The sequence below is a fragment of the Streptomyces sp. ID05-26A genome (assembly GCF_033794685.1).
Lineage (GTDB): Bacteria > Actinomycetota > Actinomycetes > Mycobacteriales > Pseudonocardiaceae > Lentzea.
On record NZ_JARAYZ010000001.1, the window covers coordinates 1,246,563 to 1,261,236 of the forward strand.

Consider the following 14,674-nt stretch of genomic DNA (forward strand, 5'->3'; position numbering starts at 1 on the left):
TATGTCCCCCACGTCAGGTGAGGGAGGTCTCGGGTGTTGATTGCCGGCCCGGACACACGTGTCGTCGAGCTGCGCGTGCACGGCGTTCAAGGAACAACGCCGCAGACGTTGGTCGACGCCGTTGCGGCCGTGGACGTTGCGGGAGATGGTCTCGGGCGCATCGTGCGACCGGCGGACAGACTCCGCAGGCCCGCGCCTGGACCAGTATTGCAGACCGACGGCCGGCCCATTCCCCGCGTGGTCGAGGGGTATCTGTGGGGCGGAATGACGTCCGGAGGTGTGGCCAAGGCCACCTGGGCGCTGCTCTTCCCCTTCAGCATCGCGAACGTCGCGCACTGGATGCTCCCGCCCGTTCCCGAGCGGAACCTGCCCGCCCACCTGCTCGGCATCGGCCTGCGGTCGTTGCTGCGGGTCTTCGCCCTGCTGCTGACGGCGTTGCTGATCGCGCAGATCTCCGTGGTGAGCCTGGACCTGCTCGCGGCCCAGTGCCTGCGTCCCGGTACCGCGTGTCTGACCGGTATTCCGGCCGATGTACGTGCTTTTCCCTGGTTTCGGACCTTCCTGGGGCTGCTGCCGATCCTCGTGGTGATCGCGGTGATGCGCCGGGTCTCGCACGTCGAGTGGCGGATCGAGCGCAAGGAGATCGCCGAAGCGGAGGAGCAGGAGAAGAAGCCCGCGTCCGGACTGCCCGGCGCGCACGTCGCGACGGACCCGGACACGCCCGCGCTGCGGTCGCTGCACGTCGTGGCGGCGCTGGCGGTGGCGGCGCTGATCGCGCTCGGCGGGCCGTTGAAGCAGCTCACGGCCACCGGCGGGATGGGCGTCGCGATCACGGTCGCGTGGATCGTCTCGCTGGTGCTCATCGGGTTGTCGGTGCTCGGCGTGCTGCTGCTGGACGATCCCACGGGCGGTGCGCCTCATCGCGGCGGACGGTGGTTGCGTGCGGCGTTGGGGCGCAAGCCGCGGCGGCTGCTGATCGTGTTCTCGCTGCTTCTGGTGCTGACGACGCTCGGACTGCAGGAGCAGGTGCCGTTGCGGGTGCCCGGTGCGGACGTGACCGTGCAGGTCGTGGCGTTGCTGATGGCGTTCGTGCTGTTCCTGTTCGGGCTGATGCTGGTTCCGGCGGCGCTGATGGCCCGCAAGACGTGGCGTTCGTTGCCGCGTGAGCTGCGGCCGTGGGCCGGTGGCTGGTTCGCGGCGCCCGTGCTGGCGATCGGCGGACTGCTCGGCGGCGGGTTCGGCGCCGGGGTGGCGTTGCCGGTGCGCAAGGCGCTGGGCTCGGAACTGCACCTGCCGGTCGGCTACGACTACATCACCCTGCTGTGGGGTGTGGCCGGTGTGCTGGCACTGCTGAGCACGCTCGCGGTGGCGTCGTTCACCGGCGCCGTGCGGTGGCGGGCGTTCCGCAAGGGCAAGGTGTGGGCGCGTGAGGCCTCGCTCCTGCACTCAGGCCGGATGCGCGACCTCCGCACCGCCACGCGGGCGTGGTGGTGGGCGCGCTGGGAACGCAATCACGGCCACCACATGATCATGATCGTGGCGTCCGTGCTGGTGTTCGGTGCCGTGCTGGCTTCTCTGCTGCGGTTGCAGAACGTGCCGCTGGCGTCGTGGACGTATCCGTTCTCGGCTTTCGGCGTGTTCGTGCTGGGCTTGCTGGCCGTCTCACTGCTGCGCGCCGTGTACCTGGCCGCGCGCCAGCCGGAGTCGGGCCGGCGGCTCGGGATCATCGCGGACATCGCGCAGTTCTGGCCGCGCGAGGCGCATCCGATCGTGCCGCCCTGCTACGCGCTGAAGGTCGTGCCGGAGCTCGTCGCCCGAGTCGAGGACCACCTGCGCGACCCCGGCACCCGCGTCGTCCTCTGTGGACACTCGCAGGGCTCCCTGCTGGTCGCGGTGGCCGCGGCCCGGCTGCTGGAGGACCTGCCCGCGCACGACCGCGAACGGATCGGGCTGGTGACGGCCGGTTCGCAGCTGCAGTGGGCCTACCCGCGGGCGTTCCCGGCCGTGGTGCCGCACGCGTCGCTGGCCAGGCTGGCCGGCGGCCTGGACGGACGCTGGCGCGCGCTGTGCCGGGGCACGGACCCGTTGGGCGGCGCGGTGATGACGTGGCGGCGGCAGGTGTTCGACGGCATGTTGCTCGGCGTCGGCTACCGGGAGGACGGCTCGGAGGGCGCGCTGGCGCCTGCGCTGCGCGGGCCGACCGGTGCGTTGGTGCTGGGTGGCGACCACTGGCTGCCGGACCCGCAGCGGGGACCGTTCCCGGGGCGGCGGTGGCGGTCGGGGGTGTCTGCGCACTCGGACTACACGTCGGATCCGGAGTGGGATCGGGCGGTGGCGATCGCGGCGGGGCTGGTGCGGGTGGACGCGCCGGAGTCGACCCCGCTGCCGTTCGCGCGGAAGCCGGAAATGCGGTCGCGCGACGCTCTTTGAGGTCCCTAGTCTGCGCGGGTGTTCAAGTACGTCCACCGAGTCACGAAGCACGACGTGACGAGGGGCGAGCCACGGCCGGAGGCCGGCTACCTCGCGGCCGTGGCCGCTTTCGCCGACGAGAGCGGCGTCGTCGCGTTGACGATCCGCGACCCGGAGATCTGCATGCCCTGGACGTACGCGGATGAGCCCGACGTCGAGGGGTTCGGGCTCGCCGGACTGTTCCCTCCTGGTCTGACCGGGTACTACGACGGCGCGAGGGTCTCGATCGCCGACGCGTGCGGGCTGGTGGTGGCGATGGTGCGGGACAACGGGGCTTGGTGCCGACTGGAGGACGACGACTTCTTCGTGCACGTCAGCACTGAATGGACCATGTACGTCGGGACCGCCGGGCCGTGCCCGGACGCCGTCTCGCGGGCCCGGGCGTCCGGCTTGCGCGTCGAACCGGTCGACAGCTCTCCGCTGGATCCGGCGCGTCAGCCGGTCCGGGTCGCGCATGCCGCGGACGAAGCGTTCTGGGCCGAGGTGACCAGGCTGGCGGCCGACCGCGGCACGGTGATCCTCGAAGAGCGCTATGTCAGCAACGCCTCCCGATGGCATCGGCTGCGGGCCGGGGACGTCGAGTCCGTTCCCCGCAGGCTCACACCACGGGCCGCGCTGGCCGTGTGGCCGGAGTTGAACGAGAACGTCCCCGCCGAACTGCCGGCCGTTCACGATCACGAGTTCGGCGCGACCGTCGTGTGGGAGGACCGCGACGGCGCGATCACCCACGTGCCGTTCGCCAACTACGAATACCCGGTTGTCGCCGCGAGGTTGTCGCAGGCCTGCGCGGCAATGGTCTGCGGCGAACCGCTGCTGGAAGCCGTGTTGCCCGACGACGATGGTGTCGTCCGAGTGCGTTGGAGCGTGTGACTGTGCTGACCGGTGACCTCGTCCGGCTGCGGCCCGTCGAACCGGAGGACGCCGACGCGTTCCACCGCTGGCACAACGACGAGGAAGTGATGCGGTGGCTGCAGAGCTACTACCACTCGTCGCTGGCCTCGGACCGCAAGCGGTTCAGCGACCGGCAGGAGAACTCGTACGAGAAGGTCACCTTCTGCATCGAGACGCTGAACGACGGCAAGCTGATCGGCGTCGTCGTGCTGCGGGACGCGGATCCGGTCAACGCGCGTGCCGAGGTCGACATCTACATCGGCGAGAAGGACCACTGGGGCGGCGGGTACGGCACCGACGCCCTGCGCACGGTCTGCCGGTACGGGTTCGACACGATGCGGCTGCACTCGATCGAACTCGGGGTCGTGGAGGCGAACGAGCGCGCGATCAAGTCGTACAAGAAGGTCGGGTTCCAGGTCGACGGGCGGTTCCGGCAGTCGTTCTTCCGCGACGGCGAGTGGTACGACGCGTTGCTGATGTGCGTGTTGAAGGACGAGCTCACCTGAGGGCCGGCGCGAGGTGGCTGATCGCCTCGCGCAGGTGGTCCTCGACGGAGGTCGTGGAGACGACCGCCAGTCCGGACGGGCGCAGGTCGACCCAGCGCTGGACGGCGAGGCGGGCGGCTGCGGACACGGCGGCCGCCAGCACCTCGGCCGCCTCCGCGGACTTGTCCAGCCTCGACGCGATCGTGGAGGCGATGGGCGGTTCCACCTCGGCGACCGAGTCGAGGTAGGCCGCGCGCAGGGCCGGGGTCGAGGTGATCAGCGCCAGGGCCTCGGTCGGGGGTTCGCGGTACTGCTCGGTGAACGCGGCGATGATCGAGTCGACCAGCGGCTCGCCGGAAGGCCTGGCGCGCAACGCCTCCGCGACCCGCAAGGCCCTGGAGGCCGTGATGCCGGCGACGATCGCGTGCTCGCGGCTGGCGAAGTAGTTGTTGTAGGTGCGCGGTGAGACGTTCGCCGCCTCGGCGATCTCGTCGACGCGCACCTCGTCCACGCCCTTCTCCAGGGCGAGCCTCAGCGCGGCGGCCGACAGCGCCGCTCGGGTCTCGGTCTTCTTGCGCTCGCGCAGTCCCACGGCGATCACTGTAGAGACCTGTTGCGACACGATCACTACCGATTGACTTTCGATAGATCACTACCGATACTCGATGCATGATTTCTGAACGTTGGGCGGTGACGGCGCTCCGGGTGTTCCTGGTGGCGCTGTTCGGGATCCTCGTCGTGCTGGAGACGCTGTCGATCCCCGGCCAGTACGCGCACATGGCACAGCAGAACCCGGACGAGGCCCATCTGAGGTGGCCCTCGACGATCGTGTCGATCTTCTGGATCGTGTGCGTGCAGGTGGTGATCGTGGCCACCTGGAAACTGCTCACGTTGGTGCGCAAGGATCTGATCTTCACCGAAGGCGCGATCAAGTGGGTCAACGTGATGGTGTGGGCGATCGCTGCGGCGTGGGCCGTGCTCGTGGGCGTGTTCATCTGGATCGGCGTCAACGCCGACGACCCGGGCGTGATCGTGTTGTTCTTCCTGTTCACGTCGGCGGTCTCGGTGGTCGGCCTCGTGCTCGTGGTGATGCGGGCGCTGCTCAAGCGCGCCACCGAGCTCCGCTCCGACATGGAAGCGGTGATCTGATGGCCATCGTCGTGCGCATCGACGTCGAGCTGGCCAAGCGCAAGATGAGCGTCGGCGAGTTCGCGGAGAAGGTCGGGCTGACCCCCGCCAACGTCGCGGTGCTGAAGAACGGGCGCGCGAAAGCCGTGCGGTTCAGCACCCTGGAGGCCATGTGCCGCGTGCTGGAATGCCAGCCGGGTGATCTCCTCGAGTTCGTCGAGGACGAGGAGTCAGCCTAGGCGTTTCGCCAGTCGGTCGGCGGCCTCGAGCCGCCCCGACCCGGCGAGCAGACCCACCGGTGCCAGCACGTAGTCGCGGTCGACGGTGATCTCGGCGGTCCTGAGCACCGGCCGCAGCACCGGGTCGGCACGCAGGGCCTCGACGACCGGCGTGATGTCCGGCGTGTGCCGGAAAACGCCGCCCGACAACACCAAGAGTCCCGCGCCGTGCGGTCCGAGTTGGCCGTCGACCTGCCGCAGATGCCTTCGCACGGCCAGGATCGCCGCGAACGACGCCAGCTTCACGTCGACGGCCGGGTCGTCCGCGAGCCAGTCGACGTTCTCGGCGCGGTACCGCGCCTCCGCGGTCAGGTCCTCGGCCGTGAGGCGTTCGGTCAGCGCTTCCTTGACGACTCCGGGCGCGGACCAGCGCATGCCGAGATCACCCTCGACGGTGCGGCGGTCCGGCGGCAGCGCGACCGTCCTCTCCAGACCTTCACTGTCCACAGTCGACACGGCGGAGTACACGTCCGTGGTCGCGCCACCGACGTCGACCACCAGCACGGCACCTTCGCGGTCCTGCTGGGCCAGCCGGGACACACCCGCCAGCACCGCGTCCGGCGTCACGGCCCGCACGAGCTGCCGGAACCGCGGCCCGCGCGACAACCCCTTGCCGCCGATCACGTGCTGCAGGAACGCCTCGCGAATCGCCTTGCGTGCCGGTTCCGGCGCGAGCTGACCGACATCCGGCAGCACGTTCGGGCAGGCCACCACGGTTCGTTTCGCCAGCAGTTCCAACGCTTCCGGCTGCGCCTCGACGTTGCCCGCCAGCACGATCGGCACGGCCACGCGGGCGAGCTTCGCGGCGTTGTGCAGCAGGACCTTCTGGTCACCACCGTCCGTGCCGCCGACCAGCAGGACCAGGTCGGGAGTCGACGCCCGCAACGCCTTCACGTCGACCGGGCCCGCGCTGACGTGCACGATCTTGGCGCCCGCGCTCAGCGCCACCCGATAGCCCGCCTCGGCGCTCACCACCCGTTCCTGACCGACGACCGCGAGCCGGAGGCCCCCGCCGGCCGACGAGCAGGCGAGGATCTCACCGTCACCGACCTCGGAGCGCAGCGCGTCGATGCCCCGCAGCACCTCGGGCGGTGTGGTCGGGTGCTGCCCGGTCCTGACCAGCTCGCCCTCCTCGGTGACGAGCGCGGCCTTGGTCCAGGTGGAACCGACGTCGAGGCAGAGGATCACGAGGCAAGCTAACCCACCATGAAGCTCACGCCCAAGGTGATCCTCGAAGGCACGCGGCTGACCGGCAAGACGGACCTGGCGTTCGCGTTGAACGAGCACCCTCGTCTGGTCGGTCACCGCAGGTACCGCTACCACTCGCCGTTGATCTCGGGTGAGTGGAGCGGGTTCAGCAACGAACCGTGGGGCCGCGGTCTGATCGACTTCGCACCGGACGAGACCGCGCACGCGATGGAGACCTACGAGACGTGGGTGCGGATGTTCGAACTGCAGCGCTATTACTCGTGGATCGTGGACCGGTTCCACCTGTCCACGTTGGCCTATCAGGCACGGCAGGGGCGTGAGTTCGACTTCGGCTGGCTGGAGGAACGGCTGAAGCCGCTCAACTTCGCGATCGTGCTGTGCACAAGGCCCGAGGACACGTTCGAGGCGGCACGGGAGGAACGACTGAAGATCAGCGCGAACCCGAAGCAGTACGTCTCGCTGGAACCGTTCGTCGAGGAGCAGCGCCAACTCCGGGACCTCGCGGCGAAGTCGATCCTGCCCGTGCTGGAGCTGGACGTGACGCGGCAGGGTCCGGACGACGTGGCGGAGTGGCTGGACGAACGAGGCCTGCTGACGTTGTAGGTCCTGTGTCGAAGTCCGGTTCGATGAGAGTCGCGCTTGAGGTGGTTCCTGGTGGTGCGGCTGAACGGGCCGCGCACCGGTGTTGTACGTGGGTCGTTCAGCCGTGCCGCCAGGGGCCGCCTCGGGCCCGGCTGTCGCGGATCGGACTTCGACACAGGACCTAGTCGTCCGCCTTCTCCTGCACGACCTTCATGAACGAGCCCAGCTGCGCGAGCTGTTCCGGCGTGAAGAGGTCGATCAGGTACTCGCGGACCGTGGTGACGTGACCGGGCGCGGTGGTGCGCAACAGGTCCTTGCCCGCGTCGGTGAGAACGGCGAGGATGCCGCGCTCGTCGGACTCGTGCGGCTCACGCCGCACGAGTCCCGCCTTCTCCAGCTTGCCGATCTGGTAGGTCAGCGAGCTCTTCGACACCACGACCCTGCGGGCCAGCTCGGTCATGCGCATGCGGTTGTCCGGACGTTCGGACAGCACGATCAGCACGTTGTACTGCGCGTGCGAGAGGCCCGCGTCGCGCTGCAACTGCTGTTCGATCTGCCTCTCGAGGAGGTGGTACGCCTGGACGAAGTGGTTCCAGGCGCCCGACTCCTCCTCGGAGAGCCACCGCGCGTTTTCCATGCTGCGCAGATTAGTTGCTGGACTCCGACTTTCCGGCCCGTTCACCCTGCTTGCCCAGCACCGAGTTGCGGCGGCTGTAGACGAAGTAGACGACGACGCCGAGCGCCATCCAGATGAGGAACCGGATCCACGTGAGCGCGGTCAGGTTCAGCATCAGCCACAGGCAGGCGAGGATCGCGAGGATCGGCACCAGCGGCACGAGCGGAACGCGGAAGCCGCGCTCCAGGTCGGGCCTCGTCTTGCGCAGCACCAGCACACCCGCGGACACGAGGATGAACGCGAACAGCGTGCCGACGTTCACCATCTCCTCGAGCTTGCCCGCCGGGAAGAAGCCCGCGGCGACCGCGACGAGCACACCGATGATGATCGTGATGCGGACCGGCGTGCCGTGGCTGCCGGTCTTCGCGAGCTTGCGCGGCAGCAGGCCGTCGCGCGACATCGCGAAGAGCACGCGGCTCTGGCCGAGCATCAGCACCATGACGACGGTGGTCAGACCGGCGAGCGCGCCGACCGAGATCACCGTTGCCGCCCAGTCGACCCCGTTCTCCGCGAACGCACTCGCGAGCGTCGCGCGCGTTCCGTCCGGCTGGGTCGCCAACTCCTTGTAGGGCACCATGCCGGTGATCACCAAGGTCACCGCCACGTACAGCACCGTGACGATGGCGAGCGAGCCGAGGATGCCGCGCGGCACGGCCTTCTGCGGGTTCTTGGTCTCCTCCGCCGTGGTCGCCACGACGTCGAAGCCGATGAACGCGAAGAACACGATGGACGCCGCGGCCAGCATGCCGAGCACGCCGTACGTGCTGCCCGAGTAACCGGTGATCAGCGAGAACAACGACTGCTCGATGCCGGTGTGCGCGGCCGGGCCACCTTCGGCGGCCGGGGGGATGAACGGCGTGTAGTTCTCGGCCTTGATGTAGCTGATGCCGAGCACGATCACCAGCAGCACCACCGCGACCTTGATGGCCGTGATGACCGCGCTGACCCGGGACGAGAGCTTCGTGCCGACGACCAGCAGGACCGTGAGCACCGCGACCAGGAGCACGGCGCCCCAGTCGAACTTGATGCCGTCACCGACCTCGGTCTTCACGTCGAGACCCATGAGCCCCAGCGTGGTCTGCAGGTAGGCGGACCAGCCCTTGGCGACCGCGGCCGAGCCGACCGCGAACTCCAGCACCAGGTCCCACCCGATGATCCACGCGGCGAACTCGCCGAACGTCGCGTAGGAGAAGGTGTAGGCGCTGCCCGCGACCGGCACCGTCGAGGCGAACTCGGCGTAACACAACGCGGCCAGCGCACACGCGATCGCCGCCAGCACGAAGGACAGCGAGACCGACGGCCCCGCGATGTTGCCCGCGGTGCTCGCGGTCAGCGTGAAGATGCCGGCGCCGATGACGACCGCGACGCCGAAGACCGTGAGGTCCCAGGCCGTCAGGTCCTTGCGGAGCTTGGTGCCCGGCTCGTCCGTGTCCGAGATCGACTGCTCGATCGACTTCGTGCGCCACAACCCGTTTCCCGGCATGGTGCATTCCTCCCTGATGGAACCCGATTCGGCCCACCCTAGAGGTAACCACCAGGTGAGATGCCCATAGCTCTTGTCCGCAGGTTGTCCGGCGTTTTGTCCGGAGAACGACGCAGCCGCCCCGGGTGGTCACCCGGGGCGGCTGCGAAGGAGTGGATCAGGAGCTGGAGACCGTCGAGCGGTCCAGGTCCGGCTCCAGGTAGATCAACCGGGCGTGCGGCACCTTGGCCCGCACGCGCTGCTCGGCGTCGTTGATGGCCTGAGCCACCTCGTCGAGCGGCAACCGGGGCTCCAGCGCGATCTTCGCGGCCACGAGCATCTCGTCCGGGCCGATGTACTGGGTCTTGATGTGGATGACGCGCTGCACCTTGCCGGCGGCGAGCTCGTCGATGATCACGTCGAGGTCCTTGTCGGACGCACCCTCACCGATCAGCAGCGACTTCATCTCGATGATCAGGATGATCGCGATGATGCCCAGCAGCACACCGATGGCGACCGTGCCGAGCGCGTCGAAGACCGGGTTGCCGGTGATCGTCGCGAGGCCGACACCGATCAGCGCCAGCACCAGACCGATCAGCGCGCCCGCGTCCTCCAGCAGCACGACCGGCAGCTCCGGCGTGCGGGAGTTGCGGATGAACTGCCACCAGGTGGCGTCGCCCTTGATCTTCTTCGACTCGACGATCGCGGTGTAGAAGCTGTAGCACTCCAGGCCGATCGCGACGACGAGGATGCCGACGGCGACCAGCGGGCTGGACAGCTCCTCGGGGTGCTGCAGCTTGTGGATGCCCTCGTACAGGGCGAACACCGAGCCGAGCGTGAACAGCATCAGCGCGACCACGAACGACCAGAAGTAGCGGTCGCGGCCGAAGCCGAACGGGTGCAGCCTGGTCGCCTTGCGCTGGGCCGTCTTCTGGCCGAGCAGCAGCAGGCCCTGGTTCGACGTGTCCGCGACCGAGTGCACCGACTCGGCCAGCATCGACGACGAGCCGGTGATCAAGAATCCGACGAACTTGGCCACCGCGATACCGGCGTTCGCCACCAAAGCCGCGACGATGGCCTTGGTTCCGCCCCCTGCTGACACGCTGTCTCCTTGCTGAGAACCAGTCCTGGCCGAAATGATCCGGTTTGTCCGGTGGTGAACCTTAGTCCGTTCCCGCGGTCGCGCGGAAAAGTTCAGCGGATTCAACACCATCCGGCCGCACGAGCACGGCCGGGTCCGAGGCGGGCAGCCAGACCGACTGTCCCCTGGCCAGTCCGAGCTCGTCGCCGCGGGCGTTCGTGAGTACCACGGCGCCCTCGGTGCAAATCATGATCTGCGGGCCTTCGTGGTTGATCCGCGTCTCGCCGGCCAGGTCCAACCTGGACAGTTCGAATTCCGGCGCGGGCGTGCGGTACACGCGGACGCCGGGCTGGGCCTCCTCGCCGAGCAGCACTTCCATGTCGCCGCAGGAGAAGTCGAGCACCCGCAGCAACTCGGGCACGTCGACGTGCTTCGGCGTGAGGCCGCAGCGCAGGACGTTGTCCGAGTTCGCCAGGATTTCGATGCCCGTTCCCCGCAGGTACGCGTGCAGGTTGCCGGCGGGCAGGTGGATGGCCTCGCCCGGCTGCAGCACGATGCGGTTGAGCAGCAACGCCGCGAGCACACCCGCGTCGCCGGGGTAGGACTCCCCCAGCTCCAGGATCGTGCGGCACTCCATGTCGAACTCGCCGTGCTCCTTCACGTGCAGCACGCACGCGTCGAGAACCTGCGGGAGCAGCGACGACAGCGACGTCTGCGGCAGCGTGATCAGCATCGTGAACAACGCGCGCAGGCCCGACGAGTCCGGCTGCGCGACCAGCATCTCGGTGTACGGCGCCAACGCGGGCGCGTCCAGCGTGCGCAGCAACGAGACCGTGCGCTCGGGAGACCGAAAACCCGCGAGGGCGTGGAACTCGGTCAGGGCGCAGATCAGCTCCGGCTTGGCCGCCGGGTCCTTGTAGTTGCGGACCGGTGAGTCGAGCGGCACGAGCCGCCGCTCCTCCGCCGCGAAACCCTCCGCCGCCTGCGCGGCCGACGGGTGCGCCTGCAGGCTCAGCGCCTCGTCGGCGGCGAGCACCTTGATCAGGAACGGGAGCCTGCTGCCCCACCGCTCGGCCACCCGCGGGCCGAGCTGGCCCTGGGGGTCGGCCGTCAGCAGGTCGAGCAGCGAACGCTCGGCACCGTCCGGACCGACCACTCTGGACGGGTCGCCGGGGTGGGCGCCCATCCACAGTTCGGCCTCGGGATGGGGTGCGGGCACCTCCCTCCCGAGCAGCTCGGCGATGGCCGTGCGTGAACCCCACGCGTACGGCCTTACCGCGTTGTGCAGCAGGTCCACTTCTGAGTCAGCTCCCAAATCAGTACGGGTTGCCGCCGAGATTTCCGGCGGCGAGCCCGAGGTACAGCGCGGCCAGTTCGAAGCGGAGCGCGAGGAGTGCGGCGCTGACCGCGTCGCCTCCCGCCACCTCGACGGCCGGCTCCAGCACGTCGGCTCCTGGCAGGGCGTCCTCGGCGGCGTGCCTCACGGCGTCGGCCATCGGGCCCTGGCGCACGGCCAGCAACAGCACGCGCACGAGTCCGCTGCCCGGCTCGTCGTCCGGGTCCGCGAAGAGATCCGCACCGGAGGTTCCCTGCACCGCGCGGCGGTGCAGCACCGGGCGGGTCAGCGCCTGTGGATACCCGGCGACGTCGCAGGCGACACCGGCGAACGCCGCCAGCACGTTCGCGCCGTGCACGCCGACCGACGTGGCGACCTCGTCGAGGCCCCACAGCAGCGGCGTGCGGTCGGCGACGCGCAGCGCGAGCGACTTCGCCGGGTTCACGAACGACTCGTGCATCGGGTGGTCGCGCTCGGCCTCGCGGTCGAGTTCGTCCGCGATCAGGTCGACGTCGGCCTTCAGCAGTCCCAGCGAGTGCAGCACCAGGAGCCACGCGGCGAGCGCGCGCGGGAAGCTGAAGCCCGGCGGTACGTCGACGCGGGGCGGCAGCAGCACGGCGCGTCCGGCGGCGGCCGCGGCGATCGGACCGGAGTCCGGCGCCGTCAGCAAGGTTCGGGCGCCCCTGCGGACTGCCCTGTCGATCGACTCGGCGAGCACCCGGTCACCGGGTTCCTCGGTGTGCGCGAGCACCACGTCGAGGGCGCCGACCCACGGCGGCAACTCGTCGGCCAGCACCACCGGCACCGAACAGGTCGGCCCTAGCAACGCCGTGACGACGTTGGCGACTGCCAGCGAGTGGCCGGGCCGGGTGATCAGCACGACCGCGCGCGGGCGTTCGGAGAAGATCCGCTCCACCCCCGCCTCGGCCGCGGCCTCGGCGGTGGAACGGACCTGTGCTCCCGCCCGCGCGGCCGCACGAAGCCAGCCGCCCCTGTCGGCGTCGGCGAGGCGGCTCGAGTCGTCGAGCAGCGTGTCGTCGAGCACCTACGTCACCCAGCCGAAGGCGGCGCGACCGCCTCGTCCAGCAGCAGCACCGGGATGCCGTCGCGCACCGGGAACGAACGACCGCACGCAGTGCACGTGAGGAAGTCCGCTTCCGGGTCGGACGGCGTCCCGACCTGCAGCGGCGCGTGCTCGGGGCACGGGCAGGCGAGGATCTCCAGCAACTGCTCTTCGAGCTTGACGGCCACGGTGTTCTCTCCTCAGGCCCGCACGATCGCGAGGACCTCGTCGCTGAGCGCGGCGACGGCCTCGGGGGTGGCGGCTTCGACGTTCAGGCGCAGCAGCGGCTCGGTGTTCGAGGCCCGGAGGTTGAACCACGACCCGTCCGCCAGCTGCACGGTGAGACCGTCCAGCTCGTCGATCGTGACGCCGTCCTTGGCGCCGTACGCGTCCTTGATCGCGGCGATCCGACCGGCCTGGTCCTGCACCGTCGAGTTGATCTCACCGGAGGCGGCGTAGCGGTTGTAGACCGAGGTCAGCGTGGACAGCGGGCCGTCCTGCTCACCGAGCGCGGCCAGGACGTGCAGCGCGGCCAGCATGCCGGTGTCGGCACGCCAGAAGTCGCGGAAGTAGTAGTGCGCGGAGTGCTCACCACCGAAGATGGCGCCGGTCTTGGCCATCTCCTCCTTGATGAACGAGTGGCCGACGCGCGTGCGCACGGGCTTGCCGCCGTGCTCGCTGACGATCTCCGGCACGGCGTGCGAGGTGATCAGGTTGTGGATGATCGTGCCGCCGGGGTCCTTGGCGAGCTCGCGCACGGCCACCAGCGCGGTGATCGCCGACGGGCTGACCGGGTCGCCGTTCTCGTCCACGACGAAGCAGCGGTCCGCGTCGCCGTCGAACGCGACACCGGCGTCGGCGCCCTCGGCCTTGGTGCGGGCCTGGAGGTCGACGATGTTCTTGGGGTCGAGCGGGTTCGCCTCGTGGTTCGGGAAGCTGCCGTCGAGTTCGAAGTACATGGGGATCACCTCGATGGGCAGGCCCTCGAAGACCTGCGGCACCGTGTAGCCGCCCATGCCGTTGCCCGCGTCCACGACGATCTTGAGCGGACGGATGCTCTTCAGGTCGACCAGATCGTTGAGGTAGGCCGCGTAGTCGACGAGCATGTTCTGCTCCTCGAACGTGCCCGGCTCCACGCCCTCGGCGTCGGGGACCTGGTTCTCGGCGTCCTCGCGGATCTGGCCGAGACCGGTGTCCTGGCCGACCGGCGAGGCACCCGCGCGGCACAGCTTGATGCCGTTGTACTGCGCCGGGTTGTGGCTCGCGGTGAACATGGCACCCGGCAGGTCGAGCTTGCCGGACGCGAAGTAGAGCATGTCCGTGCTGGCCAGACCGATGCTGATCACGTTCACGCCCTGCGCCTGGGCTCCCGCGGCGAACGCACGCGACAGCTCGGGCGACGAGTCGCGCATGTCGTGACCGATGACGATGGTCGGTCCACCGACCAAACGCGCGAAAGCCGCGCCGAAGTCGCGGACCAGGCCGGCGTCCAGCTGTTCGCCGACCACCCCGCGGATGTCGTACGCCTTGACGATGCCGGACAGGTCACGCACGCCGCACACTCCCGAAACTCGCTCTTGACGGCCACTGCCTGGGCAGCCTACCGGCGAGCAGATCAGCGGTGCGTGTGGTCGTTCAGTCCTCGTGCGGATCCGGCAATACCCGCAGGTGGCCACGCCTGTGAGAGCCCGCAGGCACGTCGGGCAGCTTCGGGCTCACATCAGCCCGCCCAGCTTCCCTCACGGCCTCGGCCAGGGCCGTCAGGTCGTCCACCGTCGGCTCGGGCGCCGCGAACTCACCCTGATGCCTCACGACCTCCCAACCACGAGGCGCCGTGAGCCGCAACGCGTGCTCCTCACACAGGTCGTAACTGTGTGGTTCGGAGTACGTGGCAAGCGGCCCGACGACCGCGGTGGAGTCCGCATAGGCGTAGGTGAGCGTGGCGACAGCCGGGTTAGCACACCCGGTTCGCGAGCACCGTCTCACGCTCCGCACGATCGGGGACGATAGCGCG

16 protein-coding genes are annotated in these 14,674 nt (G+C 69.3%); 6 read left to right on the top strand and 10 right to left on the bottom strand.

The window, feature by feature from the left end; translation table 11 throughout:
• Window positions 1-33 precede the first annotated feature (33 nt).
• Genes PV646_RS05980 through PV646_RS05990 form a run of 3 tightly spaced genes read left to right on the top strand, consistent with a single transcriptional unit; the run spans window position 34 to window position 3,866 of the window.
• Complete coding sequence (locus PV646_RS05980; protein ID WP_500340465.1) at window positions 34-2,430, top strand: hypothetical protein; 2,397 nt, start codon at window positions 34-36, stop codon at window positions 2,428-2,430.
• An 18-nt stretch (window positions 2,431-2,448) separates the two neighbouring features.
• Window positions 2,449-3,339 carry an RNA-binding protein gene (locus PV646_RS05985; protein WP_500340466.1) on the top strand — a complete coding sequence of 297 codons (891 nt, stop codon included), beginning with the start codon at window positions 2,449-2,451 and terminating at the stop codon, window positions 3,337-3,339.
• Entirely contained in the window at window positions 3,336-3,866 is a 531-nt protein-coding gene (locus PV646_RS05990) for a GNAT family N-acetyltransferase (RefSeq protein ID WP_500340467.1), read from the top strand. Before PV646_RS05985 ends, PV646_RS05990 begins: the two co-directional genes overlap by 4 nt.
• Here PV646_RS05990 and PV646_RS05995 read toward each other — a convergent pair.
• The gene (locus tag PV646_RS05995; protein ID WP_500340468.1) at window positions 3,859-4,437 is read right to left on the bottom strand and encodes a TetR/AcrR family transcriptional regulator; all 579 of its coding nucleotides are present in this window, start codon (window positions 4,435-4,437) and stop codon (window positions 3,859-3,861) included. The genes PV646_RS05990 and PV646_RS05995 overlap by 8 nt on opposite strands.
• 77 nt (window positions 4,438-4,514) lie before the next feature.
• Between PV646_RS05995 and PV646_RS06000 the strand changes: the two genes are divergently transcribed.
• Together PV646_RS06000 and PV646_RS06005 are read left to right on the top strand one after the other, a co-directional pair.
• Window positions 4,515-4,994, top strand: a complete 480-nt coding sequence (locus PV646_RS06000) for a DUF2975 domain-containing protein (RefSeq protein ID WP_500340469.1) — start codon at window positions 4,515-4,517, stop codon at window positions 4,992-4,994.
• Window positions 4,994-5,212, top strand: a complete 219-nt coding sequence (locus tag PV646_RS06005; protein ID WP_089914565.1) for a helix-turn-helix domain-containing protein — start codon at window positions 4,994-4,996, stop codon at window positions 5,210-5,212. The genes PV646_RS06000 and PV646_RS06005 overlap by 1 nt, the downstream gene beginning before the upstream one ends.
• On the opposite strand, the gene PV646_RS06010 is transcribed toward PV646_RS06005, so the two are convergent.
• On the bottom strand, window positions 5,204-6,439 hold the full coding sequence (locus PV646_RS06010) for a glutamate mutase L (RefSeq protein ID WP_500340470.1): 1,236 nt from the start codon (window positions 6,437-6,439) through the stop codon (window positions 5,204-5,206). The genes PV646_RS06005 and PV646_RS06010 overlap by 9 nt on opposite strands.
• An 18-nt stretch (window positions 6,440-6,457) precedes the next feature.
• Here PV646_RS06010 and PV646_RS06015 point away from each other — a divergent pair, with 18 nt between their 5' ends.
• The gene (locus tag PV646_RS06015) at window positions 6,458-7,063 is read left to right on the top strand and encodes a hypothetical protein (protein ID WP_500340471.1); all 606 of its coding nucleotides are present in this window, start codon (window positions 6,458-6,460) and stop codon (window positions 7,061-7,063) included.
• Between the two features lie 160 nt (window positions 7,064-7,223).
• Here the strand turns inward: PV646_RS06015 and PV646_RS06020 are convergent, their stop codons facing one another.
• The 8 genes from PV646_RS06020 to PV646_RS06055 form a co-directional block, all read right to left on the bottom strand.
• Window positions 7,224-7,679, bottom strand: a complete 456-nt coding sequence (locus tag PV646_RS06020) for a MarR family winged helix-turn-helix transcriptional regulator (RefSeq protein ID WP_189154292.1) — start codon at window positions 7,677-7,679, stop codon at window positions 7,224-7,226.
• Between the two features lie 10 nt (window positions 7,680-7,689).
• On the bottom strand, window positions 7,690-9,201 hold the full coding sequence (locus PV646_RS06025) for an amino acid permease (RefSeq protein WP_500340473.1): 1,512 nt from the start codon (window positions 9,199-9,201) through the stop codon (window positions 7,690-7,692).
• A gap of 157 nt (window positions 9,202-9,358) precedes the next feature.
• On the bottom strand, window positions 9,359-10,282 hold the full coding sequence (locus PV646_RS06030) for a cation diffusion facilitator family transporter (protein ID WP_500340474.1): 924 nt from the start codon (window positions 10,280-10,282) through the stop codon (window positions 9,359-9,361).
• Window positions 10,283-10,343: 61 nt separating this feature from the next.
• Window positions 10,344-11,558, bottom strand: coding sequence for a mannose-6-phosphate isomerase, class I (gene manA, locus PV646_RS06035; protein WP_500340475.1), 1,215 nt, complete (start codon window positions 11,556-11,558; stop codon window positions 10,344-10,346).
• 19 nt (window positions 11,559-11,577) lie between these two features.
• The gene (locus PV646_RS06040) at window positions 11,578-12,642 is read right to left on the bottom strand and encodes a hypothetical protein (protein ID WP_500340476.1); all 1,065 of its coding nucleotides are present in this window, start codon (window positions 12,640-12,642) and stop codon (window positions 11,578-11,580) included.
• Between the two features lie 5 nt (window positions 12,643-12,647).
• On the bottom strand, window positions 12,648-12,848 hold the full coding sequence (locus tag PV646_RS06045; protein WP_500340477.1) for a Trm112 family protein: 201 nt from the start codon (window positions 12,846-12,848) through the stop codon (window positions 12,648-12,650).
• Between the two features lie 12 nt (window positions 12,849-12,860).
• Window positions 12,861-14,213: a phosphomannomutase/phosphoglucomutase gene (locus PV646_RS06050; RefSeq protein ID WP_500340478.1), complete on the bottom strand. Its 1,353-nt coding sequence runs from the start codon at window positions 14,211-14,213 to the stop codon at window positions 12,861-12,863.
• An 82-nt stretch (window positions 14,214-14,295) separates the two neighbouring features.
• A complete protein-coding gene (locus tag PV646_RS06055; protein WP_189154299.1) occupies window positions 14,296-14,655 on the bottom strand; it encodes a DUF3499 domain-containing protein in 360 nt (119 codons plus the stop codon).
• Window positions 14,656-14,674: the final 19 nt, after the last annotated feature.